This window comes from Kribbella sp. NPDC003557, from assembly GCF_040610805.1.
In the GTDB taxonomy this organism is placed as follows: Bacteria; Actinomycetota; Actinomycetes; order Propionibacteriales; family Kribbellaceae; genus Kribbella.
This window is the reverse complement of the sequence record NZ_JBEXMY010000005.1, coordinates 19,392-33,564: the sequence shown is the minus strand read 5'-3', so window position 1 is coordinate 33,564 and position 14,173 is coordinate 19,392. Positions and strand designations below refer to the sequence as shown.

12 protein-coding genes are annotated in these 14,173 nt (G+C 71.0%); 6 read left to right on the top strand and 6 right to left on the bottom strand.

What is annotated here, in order from left to right:
• Window positions 1-7: 7 nt before the first annotated feature.
• Window positions 8-1,099, top strand: coding sequence for a glycosyltransferase family 4 protein (locus ABZW60_RS20785; RefSeq protein ID WP_355479124.1), 1,092 nt, complete (start codon window positions 8-10; stop codon window positions 1,097-1,099).
• Here the strand turns inward: ABZW60_RS20785 and ABZW60_RS20780 are convergent.
• Window positions 1,075-2,037: a transcriptional regulator gene (locus ABZW60_RS20780; protein WP_355479122.1), complete on the bottom strand. Its 963-nt coding sequence runs from the start codon at window positions 2,035-2,037 to the stop codon at window positions 1,075-1,077. The two genes, ABZW60_RS20785 and ABZW60_RS20780, sit on opposite strands and share 25 nt — an antisense overlap.
• Before the next feature lie 62 nt (window positions 2,038-2,099).
• Between ABZW60_RS20780 and ABZW60_RS20775 the strand changes: the two genes are divergently transcribed.
• Window positions 2,100-3,251: an epoxide hydrolase family protein gene (locus ABZW60_RS20775; protein WP_355479120.1), complete on the top strand. Its 1,152-nt coding sequence runs from the start codon at window positions 2,100-2,102 to the stop codon at window positions 3,249-3,251.
• Here ABZW60_RS20775 and ABZW60_RS20770 read toward each other — a convergent pair.
• On the bottom strand, window positions 3,244-3,648 hold the full coding sequence (locus ABZW60_RS20770; RefSeq protein WP_355479118.1) for an HIT domain-containing protein: 405 nt from the start codon (window positions 3,646-3,648) through the stop codon (window positions 3,244-3,246). The two genes, ABZW60_RS20775 and ABZW60_RS20770, sit on opposite strands and share 8 nt — an antisense overlap.
• A 62-nt stretch (window positions 3,649-3,710) precedes the next feature.
• Between ABZW60_RS20770 and ABZW60_RS20765 the strand changes: the two genes are divergently transcribed.
• Genes ABZW60_RS20765 through ABZW60_RS20755 form a run of 3 tightly spaced genes read left to right on the top strand, consistent with a single transcriptional unit; the run spans window position 3,711 to window position 6,276 of the window.
• A complete protein-coding gene (locus tag ABZW60_RS20765; RefSeq protein WP_355479117.1) occupies window positions 3,711-4,160 on the top strand; it encodes a hypothetical protein in 450 nt (149 codons plus the stop codon).
• Window positions 4,157-5,032 (top strand): tetratricopeptide repeat protein, encoded by an 876-nt coding sequence (locus ABZW60_RS20760; protein WP_355479115.1) that lies wholly within the window; start codon window positions 4,157-4,159, stop codon window positions 5,030-5,032. The genes ABZW60_RS20765 and ABZW60_RS20760 overlap by 4 nt, the downstream gene beginning before the upstream one ends.
• Window positions 5,029-6,276, top strand: coding sequence for a tetratricopeptide repeat protein (locus ABZW60_RS20755; RefSeq protein WP_355479113.1), 1,248 nt, complete (start codon window positions 5,029-5,031; stop codon window positions 6,274-6,276). The genes ABZW60_RS20760 and ABZW60_RS20755 overlap by 4 nt, the downstream gene beginning before the upstream one ends.
• On the opposite strand, the gene ABZW60_RS20750 is transcribed toward ABZW60_RS20755, so the two are convergent.
• Window positions 6,273-8,438: an elongation factor G-like protein EF-G2 gene (locus tag ABZW60_RS20750; RefSeq protein WP_355479111.1), complete on the bottom strand. Its 2,166-nt coding sequence runs from the start codon at window positions 8,436-8,438 to the stop codon at window positions 6,273-6,275. The genes ABZW60_RS20755 and ABZW60_RS20750 overlap by 4 nt on opposite strands.
• A 119-nt stretch (window positions 8,439-8,557) precedes the next feature.
• Between ABZW60_RS20750 and ABZW60_RS20745 the strand changes: the two genes are divergently transcribed.
• Window positions 8,558-10,447, top strand: a complete 1,890-nt coding sequence (locus ABZW60_RS20745; protein WP_355479109.1) for a DUF2207 domain-containing protein — start codon at window positions 8,558-8,560, stop codon at window positions 10,445-10,447.
• Window positions 10,448-10,533: 86 nt separating this feature from the next.
• On the opposite strand, the gene ABZW60_RS20740 is transcribed toward ABZW60_RS20745, so the two are convergent.
• The 3 genes from ABZW60_RS20740 to ABZW60_RS20730 are packed head-to-tail and all read right to left on the bottom strand — an operon-like array spanning window position 10,534 to window position 14,033.
• Window positions 10,534-11,061, bottom strand: coding sequence for a ferritin (locus tag ABZW60_RS20740; RefSeq protein ID WP_355479107.1), 528 nt, complete (start codon window positions 11,059-11,061; stop codon window positions 10,534-10,536).
• Between the two features lie 51 nt (window positions 11,062-11,112).
• The gene (locus ABZW60_RS20735) at window positions 11,113-13,020 is read right to left on the bottom strand and encodes a DUF2264 domain-containing protein (RefSeq protein WP_355479106.1); all 1,908 of its coding nucleotides are present in this window, start codon (window positions 13,018-13,020) and stop codon (window positions 11,113-11,115) included.
• Window positions 13,017-14,033: a hydroxyacid dehydrogenase gene (locus ABZW60_RS20730; protein WP_355479104.1), complete on the bottom strand. Its 1,017-nt coding sequence runs from the start codon at window positions 14,031-14,033 to the stop codon at window positions 13,017-13,019. The genes ABZW60_RS20735 and ABZW60_RS20730 overlap by 4 nt, the downstream gene beginning before the upstream one ends.
• Window positions 14,034-14,173: the final 140 nt, after the last annotated feature.

The window sequence follows — 14,173 nt, the reverse complement described above, 5'->3', positions numbered from 1 at the left end:
TCCTGCTGTGAGGATCGGCGTGGTGTGCCCGTACTCGCTGGGCACGCCCGGCGGGGTACAGAACCACGTCCGCGACCTGGCCGAGGCGCTGCTGGCGCTCGGCCACGAGGTCTCGGTCCTCGCCCCGGTGGACGCCGCGGACGCGGTCCCGCCGTACGTCGTCTCGTCCGGCCGGGCCGTCGGCGTGCCGTACAACGGGTCCGTGGCCCGGGTGACGTTCGGTCCGCGGACGGCGGCCCGGGTGAAGAGCTGGCTTGCCGAGGGGAACTTCGACGTCGTCCATGTCCACGAGCCGACCACGCCGAGTGCGTCGATCATCGCGCTGTGGTCGGCCGACGGGCCGTTCGTCGCCACGTTCCACACCTGGCAGGTGCGGTCCCGCGCGATGAGTGTGGCCGCGGGCCTGCTCCGGCCGGCGCTGGAGAAGATCGACGCCCGGATCGCGGTGTCCGAGAACGCCCGCTCGATGATGGTCCAGCACATCGGCGGCGAGGCCGTGGTGATCCCGAACGGGCTGTACACCGCCCGGTTCAAGGGCAGTCCACGGCCGGAGTGGATGGGCGCGGACGGCACGATCAGCTTCCTCGGCCGGCTGGACGAGCCGCGCAAGGGCCTCGGCGTGCTGCTGGCCGCCGTCCCCGCATTGCTCGCCGAGCGGCCGCGGCTGAAGATCCTCGTCGCCGGCTCGGGACAGGCCGAGGAGACGCTGCCGCCGCGGTACCGCGAGAACGTGTTGTTCCTGGGCGCGGTCGACGACGAGGCCCGCGCCGACATGCTGGCCGGCTCGGACGTGTACGTCGCCCCGCATCTCGGCGGCGAGAGCTTCGGCATCGTCCTGCTGGAGGCGATGGCCGCGGGCGCCCCGGTGCTGGCGAGTGACCTGCCCGCGTTCCGTCAGGTGCTGGAAGGCGGACATCTGGGGGAGCTGTTCGAGCCGGGGAACTCCGGCGAACTCGCCGCCCGCGCCCTCCGGCTCCTGCGCAGACCCGAGGAGCGCGAGCAACTGCGCGCCGTCGGGCTGGCCACCGTGCCGAAGTACGACTGGTCCGTCCTGCTCCCGGAGCTGCTCTCCGTCTACGAGCTCGTCGCCCGGCGATAGCGCTCGGCCAGCCGGTCGAGGTACGCCGTCAGCTCGGGCGGGCCGTCCTGGATCACGAAATCCGCATCCAGCAGGGCGAGGTGTACGGCGAGGCTCTGCACCGTGTCGGAGCCCGTCTGCAGCAGGCAGCTGTCGTCGTCGAGCGGCTCGATCGTCCCGACGGCAGGCGTCAACTGCTCAGCAAGGACCGCCGCTGGTACGGCGACCACCACCGAAGCTCGATAGCGCCACGCGGCGGCCGACACGCGGCGCGACACGTACGCCGCCACGTCGCCGCCCTCGGGCAGCTCCCGCGGACCGAAGCGCGGGCCGGTCGGGATCCGCGGCCGCACCCGGTCCACCCTGAAGGTCCGCCAGTCCTGCTTCTCGAGGTCGAAGGCGACCAGGTACCAGCGTCGCCCCCAGTTGACCAGCCGATGCGGCTCCGCCCGCCGAAGCGTCGCGGTGCCGGAGTGCGACAGGTAGTCGAAGCGCAGCTGCTCACGGTCGCGGCACAGCGCCGCCAGCTGGGTCAGCAGTTCAGGGTCGAGCTGCGGTCCGGGCTCGTCCGGCGGGACCTGCACACTGAAGCTCGCGAGCGTGTTGACCCGGCGCCGCAGCCGCGAGGGCAGGACTTGTTCCAGCTTGGTCAGCGCCCGCAGCGACATCTCCTCGACGCCGGCGACAGCAGCCGCCTTCCGTAGACCGATGACCACCGCCACGGCCTCGTCGTCGTCCAGCAGCAACGGCGGCAACGCGGCGCCGGCCCCCAGCCGGTAACCGCCCACGGACCCACGGGTGGCGTCCACGGGGTAACCGAGCGACCGGAGCCGCTCGACGTCGCTGCGCACGGTCCGGGGGCTGACCTGCAGTTTCTCGGCCAGCTCGGCACCGGTCCAGTCGCGCGGCGACTGCAACAACGTGAGCAGCTTCAGCAGCCGCGCCGAGGTCTCGATCATGTCCGAAAGTCTCTCAGGTCATTAGGAAGCTATCTCGCCTAATGGCCTCCTAGTTTGACGACATGACGAACGAAACCGAGATCAGGCCCTTCCGCATCGACATCCCGCAGGCCGACCTGGACGACCTGCGCGACCGCCTCGCCCGCACCCGGTGGGCGAACGAGCTCGACATCGACTACACCGGCGCGGTGCAGACCGGGCCGCTGCCGCCCGAGTGGGAGTACGGCGTACCGCTGTCCTACGTGCGGCGCCTGACCGAGCAGTGGCTCACGTCGTACGACTGGCGGAAGTGGGAGGAGCGGCTGAACTCCTACCCGCAGTTCGTCACCGAGATCGACGGTCAGAACGTGCACTTCTTCCACGTCCGCTCGGCCGACCCGGACGCGATCCCGCTGGTCCTGACGCACGGCTGGCCGAACACGTCGCTGGAGTACGTCGACCTGATCGAGCCGCTGACCAACCCGCGGAACGGCGAGCAGGCGTTCCACCTGGTCATCCCGTCCGTCCCCGGCTTCGGCTTCTCCGGCCCCACCAAGGACCGCGGCTGGAACAGGTACCGCGTGGCCGCCGCTTGGGCCGAGCTGATGCGCCGGCTCGGCTACGAGCGGTACGGCGCCCACGGCAACGACGGCGGGTCCTACGTGTCCCCGGAGGTCGGACGGGTCGACCCGGAGCACGTGATCGGCGTTCACGTGACGCAGCTGTTCTCGTTCCCGAGCGGGGACCCGGCGGAGCTGGAGAACCTCACCGACGAGGAGCAGGGCTATCTGCAGTTCCTGCAGTACTTCAACGAGAACCTGGGCGCCTACGCGAAGCTGCAGGAGCAGGCGCCGCAGAACATCGCGCACGCGCTGGCGGACTCCCCGACCGGGCAGCTCTCGTGGATCGCCCAGTTGCTCAGCTCCTGCTCCGAGGAGCACGTGCTGACCAACGCGACCATCTACTGGCTGACGAACACCGGCGCGTCGTCAGCGCGGTTCTACTTCGAGGACAAGCACGCCGAGCACCCGAAGGAGCCGACCACCGCCCCGACCGGGCTGGCCGGCTTCGCGTTCGACTTCCGCCCGCTCCGCCGGTTCGCCGAGCGGGACCACGCGAACATCGTGTCCTGGCGCGAGTTCGACCGCGGCAGCCACTGGGCGACCCAGGACGCGCCGGACCTGCTGCTCCAGGACCTCCGCGAGTTCTTCTCCGAGCTGTCCAGGCTCAGCTGAGCTTGGCGGCCGTCGCGTTGATCTCTTCCAGGTCTCCCGGGGTCGGGTGCCACGGGAGCTGGAGCGGGTCGTCCTTGTAGCGGGGGATCACGTGCAGGTGGGTGTGGAACACCGACTGCCACGCAACGGCGCCGATGCAGCTGAGCAGGTTGGCGCCGTCGGCGTCCAGGCGGTCGATGACCCGGGAGACGAGCGACTGGGCGAGCAGGGTCGCGGCGGTGAGGTCCTCGGGGGCGGCCTCACGCAGATCCGTCGAGTGCGCCCGCGGCACCACCAGCAGGTGACCGCGGGTGCCGGGGTTGATGTCCATGAAGGCGATCGCCCGGTCGGTCTCGGCGACCTGCGTGGAGGGGATGCGGCCGGCCACGATCCCGCAGAAGATGCAGTTCTCGCTCATCCGGACAGGCTATACACTGCGCGAGCCGAACCCCTGCCCATCTGTGCCGTACTAGGAGCCCGATGCCGGACGAACTCCTGCGCCCGACCGTCGGTGCCGGCGTGGACATGTCCGCGCGCCCGTGGCGGCTGATGTCCCAGACGTACGTCGCGTTCTTCGGCGGTGTGCTGGCGTCCACGGCGGTGGCCTTCCTGAACGCCGGCCGGCTCGGCGTCGACGCCACGAAGCGCCGGCTGATCCTGCTCAGCGGCCTGGTCGGCCTGCTGGCCGTGATCGGCGTGTTCCTGCTGCTGTACGGCGACACCGGCGTCACGTCCGGTCTCCGGGTCGGCACCCGCGTCGTCGCCGTCCTGTGCTGCCTGGCCCAGCTCCGGCTCCAGCGTCCGATGGACCGCGCGTTCCAGCTGCGCGGCCAGGACTACGGATCGCTGTGGGGCGTGGGGATCGCGGTGACGATCGGAGGCGCGATCGCCGAGGCCTTGATCCTCTACCTGGTGACGGTGGTGCTGTGAACGACCCGAGTGAGGCCCGCCTGCGGATGGCCGCGCACTGGCTGCAGATCGGCCGGCCCGAGCGCGTGCTCGACGAGCTGCAGGGGCTGTCCGGCGACGCCGCGGTGGACTACCGCGCGTACCTGTTCCGTGGTGCGGCCCTGCATGCGCTCGACCGGAACGCCGAGGCGATCGACGTACTGCGCGACGGCCTCACCCTGCACGGCCCGTTTCCGGCGATGCTGCACATCCTCGGGTCGTCGCTGCGGTCCGAGGGACGCCTGCCCGAGGCGGAGGCCGCGTTCCTGCAGGGTCTGAGCCTCGACCCGAACGACCCCGACCTCCTGATCGGTTACGCGCACGTCTGTCTCACGGCCGGACAGGCCGAGAAGGCGAGCGCCCTGGTCGAGCGGGCCGCGTCCCACGCACCGGAGAGCGTCGCGGTCTCGGCGGCGCGTGCCCAGGTGGCGTTCGCGCTCGGCAAGGACCGGGACATGCACCGGCACAGCACCGAGGCGTTGTCGTACGACCCGGAGGACCCGAACGCCCGGGCCCTGCACGGCACGGCGTCGATGCTCACCGGCGACGCCCGGTCCGGGTACAACTCGCTCGCCTCCGCCGCCGCGGCGCAGCCCGGTGACGCCGACCTGCGTGCCGCGGCCCGCGAGGCGAGGATGTTCAACCACCCGCTGATGCTGCCGCTGCGGCCCTTCGCCCGGTTCAACCCGCTGGTCGTCTGGGTGGCCGCGGTCGCGGTCATCTACGGCCTCCGCGCCGCCGGTCTGGCCCCGCTGTCGTTCGCGTTCGCGATGTTCTGGCTGGGCTTCTGCGTCTACTCCTGGGTGGTCCCGCCGCTGGTCCGCCGCTGGATCAACCGAAAGTGGGGTTCATGAGCAACGACCGGATCGACGCGCTGCGCAAGGCCGTCGACGCCAACCCGGACGACGTCCTGCTGCGGCTCGTGCTCGCGGAGTCGCTGGTTGCCTCCGGCGACACCGAGGAGGCCCTCGACCAGTACGTCGTCCTCCTGGACCAGCACGGGCTGCCGGACGACCAGTTCGTACCGGTCGGCGAGCTGGCCGCGGCGAACGGGCGGCTGGCCCTGCTGCGGAACCTGCTCGAAGCCGCTCGCCAGCAGGGCGTGGTTGAAGGGACGGGCCGCCTCCAGCAGCTCGTCGACGGGATGATCTCCGAGCGCAGCGGCGTCCGGATCAAGGTCGGCCCGGAGGACGAGCAGGACCCGCTGGTCCTGGACACGCCGAAGGAGACCACCACCTTCGACCAGGTCGGCGGGATGGAGGAGATCAAGCGGGTCATCCACCGGATGGTGATCCTCCCGCTGAGCCGCCCGGAGCTGTACGAGAAGTACGGGCGGAAGTCCGGCGGCGGCGTGATGCTCTACGGACCGCCCGGCTGCGGCAAGACGCTGCTGGCCCGGGCGACCGCCGGGGAGTGCGGGCTGCCGTTCGTCAACGTCCGCATCGAGGACGTGATGGACCCGTACCTCGGCGTGTCCGAGCGAAACCTGCACGCCGCGTTCGAGCGTGCCCGCGCCAACGCACCGTGTGTGCTGTTCCTCGACGAGCTGGACGCGCTCGCGTTCGCGCGGCACAAGCACGGCGGGTCCGAGGCGCGCCGGCTGGTCGACGTCCTGCTGCAGGAGCTCGACGCCATCGGCTCGGAGAACGAGGGCCTCCTGGTGCTCGCCGCCACCAACGCGCCGTGGGACGTCGACGAGGCGATGCTCCGCCCCGGCCGGTTCGACCGGGTGATCTTCGTGCCGCCGCCGGACGAGCCGGCCCGCGCCGACATCCTGTCCGTGCTGACCAAGGAGGTCCCGGCCGACGGCCTCGACCTGAAGGCGCTCGCCGGGCACACGGCGATGTTCAGCGGCGCGGACCTGCGCGCGCTGATCGAGCGCGGCGTCGACAAGGTGATCGACGAGGCGCTCTCGACCGGTGGCGAGCCGCCGCTGGCGATGCGGCACCTCACCGACGCGCTGACCGCGGTGAAGCCGTCGACCCTCGACTGGCTGCACCGCGTCCGCTCGTACATCGAGTTCGCCAACCAGAGCGAGCGGTACGACGACGTGGCGGCGTACCTCAAGTCCCGCGACGTACGCCGCCGCCTCAGCTAGCTCTTCAGTTTCGCCGCCGCCGACTCGGGCATCGCCTCGTAACGGGAGAACTCCCGGGTGAACGTCGCCGACCCGTGGGACAGCGAACGGAGGTCGATGGTGTAGCGGGTGATCTCCACCTGCGGCACCTCGGCCTTCACCAGCGTCCTGTTCTCGCCGATCTTGTCGGTGCCGAGCAGCCGCCCGCGGCGCCCGGACAGGTCGCTCATCACGGTGCCGACCAGTTCGTCCGGCACCAGCACCGAGACCAGGTCCACGGGCTCGAGCATCGCGACCCGGGACGCGGCCGCCGCCTCCCGCAGCGCGAGTCCGCCGGCCATCTGGAACGCCATGTCCGACGAGTCGACGCTGTGCGCCTTGCCGTCGAGCAGCGTGACCCGGATGTCGACCATCGGGTACCCGGCCGCGACGCCCTTCTCCATCTGTGCCCGGACGCCCTTCTCCACGCTCGGGATGAACTGCCGCGGCACCGCCCCGCCGACCACCTTGTCGACGAACTCGAACCCGCTGCCCTCCGGCATCGGCTCGACCTCGATGTCGCAGACGGCGTACTGACCGTGGCCGCCGGACTGCTTCACGTGCCGGCCGTGGCCCTTCGCGGACCCGCCGAACGTCTCCCGGAGCGGGACCCGCAGCTCCACGGTGTCCACGGTCACGCCGTACCGGTTCGCGAGCGCGTCCAGGACGACGTCCGCGTGCGCCTCGCCCATGCACCACAGCACGATCTGGTGGGTCTCCGGGTTCTGCTCGATCCGGAGCGTCGGATCCTCGGCGGCCAGCCGCTGCAACCCGACCCCGAGCTTGTCCTCGTCGGTCTTCGCGTGCGCCTGGACGGCGATCGGCAGCAGCGGTTCGGGCATCGTCCACGGTTTCAGCAGCAGCGGGTCCGCCTTGTCGGACAGCGTGTCACCGGTCTCGGCCCGGGTGAGCCGGCCGATCGCGCACATGTCCCCGGCGATCACCTGTCCCGCGGGCCGCTGGGTCTTGCCGAGCGGGAACGACAGCGAGCCGATCCGCTCGTCCTCGTCGTGGTCCTCGTGCCCGTGCGACGAACCGTTCTGCGCGCTCTTCCGGCTACCGCTCGGGGCACCGAAGAACGACGTGAAATGGCCCGACACGTGAACCGTCGCGTCGGGCCTGATGGTGCCGGAGAACACCCGGACCAGGCTGACCCTCCCGACGTACGGGTCCGACGTCGTCTTCACCACCTCGGCCAGCAGCGGACCGGCGGGGTCGCAGGTGAGGCCCGGGCGGGCGACGCCGTGCGGCGTGAAGACGTCCGGGATCGTGTGCTCGGGCGGCGACGGGAAGCCGCTGGTGATCACCTCGAGCAGCTCGAGCGTGCCGACACCCGAGGCGCTGCAGACCGGGACGACCGGGAAGAACGAGCCGCGCGCGACGGCGCGCTCGAGATCCTCGATCAGGACCTTCTGGTCGATCTCCTCGCCGCCGAGGTAGCGGTCCATCAGCGACTCGTCCTCGGACTCCTCGATGATGCCCTCGATCAGCGAGCCGCGCAGTTCCTCGATCTGGTCGCCGTACGACGCGTCGGGCGCGGACGTCGAGCGCTTGCCGCCGGCGTACTCGTAGTACGTCTGGGACAGCAGCCCGATCAGCCCGTCACCAGCGGGCAGGTAGAGCGGCAGCACCTTGTCGCCGAACGCGTCCTGCGCGGTGCCGAGCGCGTTCTGGTAGTTCGCCCGGGCGTGGTCGAGCTTGGTGATCACGACCGCGCGCGGCATCCCGACCTGGTCGCACTCCTGCCAGACCGTCCGGGTCGGCTCGTCGACGCCCTCGCTCGCCGAGACCACGAACAGCGCACAGTCCGCCGCGCGCAGGCCGGCCCGCAGCTCGCCGACGAAATCGGCGTACCCGGGCGTGTCGATCAGGTTCACCTTCACGCCGTCGTGGGGGAGCGAGGCGAGCGACAGGCCGACCGAGCGCTGCTGCCGGATCTCGGCGTCGTCGAAGTCGCACACCGTGGTTCCGTCCAGGACGGTGCCGGGTCTGTTCAGGACTCCGGAGGCCACCAGCAGGGCCTCGACGAGGGTGGTCTTGCCGGCGCCCGACGGGCCGACCAGGACCACGTTGCGGATGGCGGCCGGGCTGTCCACAGCGGGCGCGGCTCCGGTGCCTTGGGAAGTGTTCGTCTTGTCTGCCATGACGTTCCTCCTGGTCCACCCACGATTCCGCTAACCGTCACTTCGCACAAGGCCCATCAGGTCCCGGATTCGTGACCGCCCGCGCCGCCCGGACCCCGGCCGTCGATAGGGTCACGGACATGCGTAGGGCACTCGGGGTAGTCGTCAGCACGTTGTTCGCCGTTCTCGCGCTGGCCGGTTCCGCCGTGCCGGCGAGTGCGGCGACCGCGGAGGCCGGCGACGAGATCACGAACTTCAGGATCGAGTACGAGGTGTCCGCCGACGGCGTACTGCACGTCACCGAGACGATCGACTACCACTTCGCCGACAGCGGCCGGCACGGCATCTACCGCGACCTGGTGACCCGTGAGCCCTACAAGGACGACGACTCCAAGGACCAGGAGTACCAGGTCTCCGGCATCAAGGTGACCTCACCCACCGGCGCCTCGGCGAAGTTCACCGAGGACACGTACACGGGGAACCAGGGCCGGTACGAGGAGCTGCAGATCAAGATCGGTTCGGCCGACGAGACCATCTCCGGCACCGAGGCGACGTACGTCATCAAGTACGACGTGCGCGGTGCGCTGCGGCACTTCGACGACCACAGCGAGCTGTACTGGGACGCGACCGGTACCGCCTGGAGCGCCGACATCAAGAACGTCGACATCGGCGTGACCGTGCCGGGCGGCGTGCAGAAGACGTCGTGCTTCCAGGGCCAGATCGGCTCGACCGAGGAGTGCACGAGCAGCGTCAGCGGTGAGCAGGGCGTCTTCGGCGCGACCGGCCTCACCCGCGGCGAGGGCGTCACGATCGTCGCCGGGATCCCCGCGGGCGCCGTCCAGAACGACGCCCCGATCCTGGTCGACCCGCCGAGCTGGCTGGAGCGCAACGGGTTGTCCTGGCTCTCGCTGATCGGCTCCGGCATCGTGACCGCGGCCGCGATCGTGCTCGCCGCGCTCTACTCCAAGTTCGGCAACAAGGACCAGCGGTACGCCGGGATGCCGCCGGGCACGTTCCCGCCGGACGGTGTGACCGCGCAGCCGGTGAAGGACGACCTGAGCGAGGACCAGATCCCGGTGGCGTTCGCGCCGCCGAGGATCCCGGTCGCCGAGGGCGGCCTGCTGATCGACGCGAAGGCGACCACGGTCGAGACCGCCGCGACGCTGATCGACATGGCGGTCCGCGGCGGCGTCCGGATCGACAACGACGGCGACTCGCAGAAGGCGGTGCTGCTCAACCCGGCGGCCGCGACCGCGCCGCACGAGCAGGCGCTGATGCTCGGCCTGTTCCCGGGCCTGCAGCCGGGCACCGAGGTGCTGCTGCGCCGCGGTGCGGTCGGTGACAACACCATGCGGAACGCCCACAACGCGATGATCAAGGCGCTCCGCGACCAGGTGAAGGCCCGCGAGTGGTACCTGCGGATGCCGCGGGCCGGCGGTGGCTCGGCGTTCAAGAACGGCTTCGGCTGCGCGTGTATGGCGATGATCGGCATCTGGGTGGTCGGCGGCGGGATCTTCGGGACCATCGCCAGCGCCGCGACCGGCGGACTCGGCCGCGCGGTCGTGGTGGCGGTCCCGGTGCTCGCCGTGATCGTTGCCATCGGCATCTGGATCGCGATCCGGGGCCGCGGGCAACGGAACCCGGCCGGCCGGGCGGTCGCCGACCAGCTGATCGGCTTCCGGAAGTACCTGGCCACCGCCGAAGCGGACCAGCTGCGCTTCGAGGAGGGCGAGGACATCTTCTCCAAATACCTGCCCTGGGCGATCGCCTTCGGCCTCGCCGACCGCTGGCAGAAGGTGTGCGAGCAGCTCGTCGCCGCCGGCCGCATCCCGCAGGACCCGTACTGGTACTCGGGCCCGTCCTACTACACCTCCGGCTGGACCGCCGGCGCCGTCGGGGCCAGCGTCGCCAGCAGCTTCGACCCGCCGCCCACGCCGTCCAGCTCCGGCGGTGGCGGCGGTAGCTCGTCAGGCTTCAGCGGCGGGTCGTCCGGCGGCGGTGGCGGCGGCGGAGGCGGCGGCAGCTGGTAGCCCAGCCGCTGCTCCGACCGAGCCACGGCCGGCTCAGGCCGGCTCAGGCCGGCTCAGCCTGTGCTCAGCCTGTGCTCAGCCTGTGCTCAGACGGTGCCGCCGGCGGCGGCCGGGGCGGTCGGGTCCGGGGCGGCCTCGCCGACGGCCTCGCGGGCCAGGAAGTCCTCGAGGTGGAAGAGGTTGTCGCCGGCCCGCTTGGCGACGTTCACCAGCGTCTTCATCGCGGACACCTCCTCGACCTGCTCCTTGAGGAACCACTGCATGAACTGCTCACCGATGTAGTCGCTCTCGTCACGCGCGGTCCGCGCCAGCGTCTCGATCTGCTTGGTGACGGTGATCTCCTGCGCGAGCGCGAGCTCGAGCGGTGCGAGCGCGTCCTTGAACTCGGACTCGACCTCGCCGACCGACGGGATCTGCGGCCGGATGTCCTTGTCCAGCAGGTACTGCACCATCATCATCGCGTGGTTGCGCTCTTCCAGGGACTGCTTGTAGAAGTGCGCGGCCAGCCGGGGCAGATCCTGCTCGTCGTACCAGACAGCGACCGCCACGTACTGCTGGGAGGCGGTGAATTCGTTCCGGATCTGTTCCTGCAGGAGTTTCTCGTACGTGCTCATGCCGTCAATCTAACGGCCATCCGGCGAATACACACGCTTGGCGAGCCTGACCTAACCGGCTCGGTGGCGTCCCAGCTCGACCACCTCGACGTCACCGCCGGGCAGGCCGATCCGCACCGTCGTACCGTCCACGCTCACGTCGATGCCCTCGGCAAGCGCTTCCGGCCGTAGCGCGTCCCGGGTGAGCAGCACGGCGTTCACCAGCACCAACGGCTCGCCCTGATGCGGTGCGGTCAGGTACGGCGTCGCGGAGTGCGCGCCGAACGGGTTGACCCCGAGACCGCGGTGCACGCCCGCCTCGTCGTACCCGTGCAGGCCGACCACCGCCGACACCAGGCCGTCCGCGTTCCGCGCGGCCGCGGCCACCTCGCCGACCGTTGCTGCAGGCAAAGATTCGCCGGCCACCGCGAAGCCGCCGCTGCGGACGAGCGCCCCGGCCGGGCCCTCGACCAGCGCGCACCGGATCTCCCAGCCGCTGCGCACCACCGAGGTGATCTCGATCGCCCACGGTCCCTCGGACCCGAGCCAGGCGTTGTGCCACGACGACGCCGTCCGACCGTCGACGCCGAGCCGGCGGATCCGGCCGCGCCCGCTGGCCGGTCCGTCGGGGGAGACGAGCGAGATCAGGTTGTCGACGTGCGGCTCGTGGTCGGACAGGTCCGGCCCGGCGTGGTTCGCGTACGCCAGCCGGTTGTAGTGCGGATCGCCCGCCGGCTCCACGCCTTCAGGCTCGGCCACGGGCGCGTGGTCGGCGCCGTGGTTGACCAGCTGGACGACCTGGTCGTGACGGCTGCCGTGCAGGATCCATCCCGGCTCCGGCATCGCCTTCAGCTGGTCCGCGTCGTCGAGCGGGATCGAGTCCTCCGGGTCCGACCAGACCGGGTGCTCGGGCGGCAGGATCAGCCCCACGAACCCCTTCGAGGCCCAGTACGGCGATCCCGGCCCGGAGTACTGCTGCGTGGTCGGCAGGAACGTGTCGTACCACCCGAGGGTCAGCACGCCGCGCTCGTCCGGCACACCGTGCTGGACGAAGTGCCGGGCGATCCCCGAGCACAGCCGGCGCGTCTCGCCCGGCGTCAACGGCGTCGAGTCGAGCAGCGCGCCCATCCAGTACGGCGCCGCAGCCGCCATCCGGTAGGTCAGCGACCGGCCCTGGTAGAGCGGGGCGCCGTCGTTCCCGACGAGGTGGACGGCGTCCTCGAGGAAGCGCCTGATCCGCTCCTTGTACAGCTTCAGCCGGTCCTCGTACTGCGCTCCCGGCGTCGCGGCGGCCATCCGCGCCCACAGGCCCGGGTACAGGTGCATCGCCCAGCCGATGTAGTTGTCGAAGTTCTGCCCGTCGCCGTCGGAGTACCACCCGTTGCCGACGTACCAGTCCTCGATCCGGTCGAGGCCTCCGTCGATGTCCTCCTGCGAGTACGGCGCGCCGACCGAGGCGAGGAACTGCTCGCTGACGACCTGGAACAGCCGCCAGTTGTTGTCGTGCGTCGTCGAGCCGATGAAGCCGCCGAGCCACTCCGCGACGTGTTCCTGCGCCCGGGTGTCGAGCCGGTCCCAGATCCACTCGCGGGTCTCGTGCAGCGACACCGCGATCGCCGCCGCCTCGACCATCTGCTGCGACCGCGGGGTCAGCCGCAGCCACGCCTCGGGGTGGTCCGGGTTCGCGCCGTTGGCGACGCCGCGCGCGTACCGCTCGATCAGGTCCTCGCAGCCCTTGCCCTGGACGCCGGCGATCCGGAACGCGGCGAGCATGAACGACCTCGCGAAGCCCTCCAGCGCGTCCGACGCCGTCCCCGAGCGGCTCGGCCGGCCCGGCAGCTCGACCAGCGAGGCGCCGGGGGAGAAGTACGGGACGAGCGAGTCGAGCAGGTGGTCGGCGAGCGCCTCCCAGTGCGCCCGCACCCACCCGGTCTGGCGGGACAGCTCGCGGTCGGTGTCCGGCAGGATCAGGCGGGTCATGCGAGTCTCCCGAGTTCGGAGGGGCTGATGGCGTGGTCGAGGGGCCGGCCGGCCGCGAGGCGTTCGAGTTCGCTGACCGCGAGCTCGCCGAGCCGGGCGATCTCGTTGCCGACGGCACCGGCGACGTGCGGGGTGACGAAGACGTTCGGGAGGTCGAGCAGCGGCGAGTCCGGCGGCAGCGGCTCGGGGTCGGTGACGTCGAGGATCGCGTCGATCCGGCCGGTCACGCACTCGCGGATCAGCGCGTCGGAGTCGATGATCTTGCCGCGCGCGGTGTTGATCAGCGAGGAGCCGTCCTTCAGCAGGCCGAGCAGCCGCGCGTCCACCAGGCCCTCGGTCTCGGGGAGCAGCGGCGCGTGCACGCTGAGGATGTCGCTGCGCCGGAAGAGCGTGTCGTTGTCGACCAGTTCCGCGCCCAGCGCCGCGGCCTCGGCGGCGGTCAGGTACGGGTCGCTGATCAGCACCTCCAGGTCGAACCCGCGCAGCCGCTCCGCGACCATCCTCGCGATCCGGGACGCGCCGAGCAGGCCGACCGTCGTCCCGTAGCTGCCCGGCATCCCGTGCGGGTCGGCCTTGCGCCGCTCCAGCCGGTACTGCGCCGCGAGCCGGAACGCCCGCTTCCCGGCCAGCACGATCGCCGCGACGGTGAACTCGGCGACCGGCTGCGCGTTCGCGGTGGCCGCCGACGAGACCTGGACGCCGCGCTCGAACGCGACCGGGTCGACGATCGCCTTGACCGAGCCGGCCGCGTGCAGGATGGCCTGCAGCTTCGGCGCCGCGTCGAGCACCTCCGGGCCGATCCGCGGGCAGCCCCAGCCGGTGAGCAGCACGTCGACGTCCGGGAGCGCCGCCCGGACGTCGGGGTCGGCGAGGAAGCTGGTCCCGGGGCCGACCGGCAGCACGGTGGCGATCGCGTCGAGGCGCTGCCGGACCCGCGGCACGAGGACGCGGTCCCGGCTGGCGTCGTTCATCGCCAGCATGACGGTCAGGGCGGAATCTGGTTCGCGGCTCACGACGACCAACCTAGCAAGCGCTTTCCGCAACTGTCTCGCCGACCGCCGAGTCTTGGAACATCCTGAAACTTTTCCCCGAGTTCCGCCGAGCAGGAATTACCGCGCGACGTCGCGGCGTTGGTCACGGTAGAACTACCTCT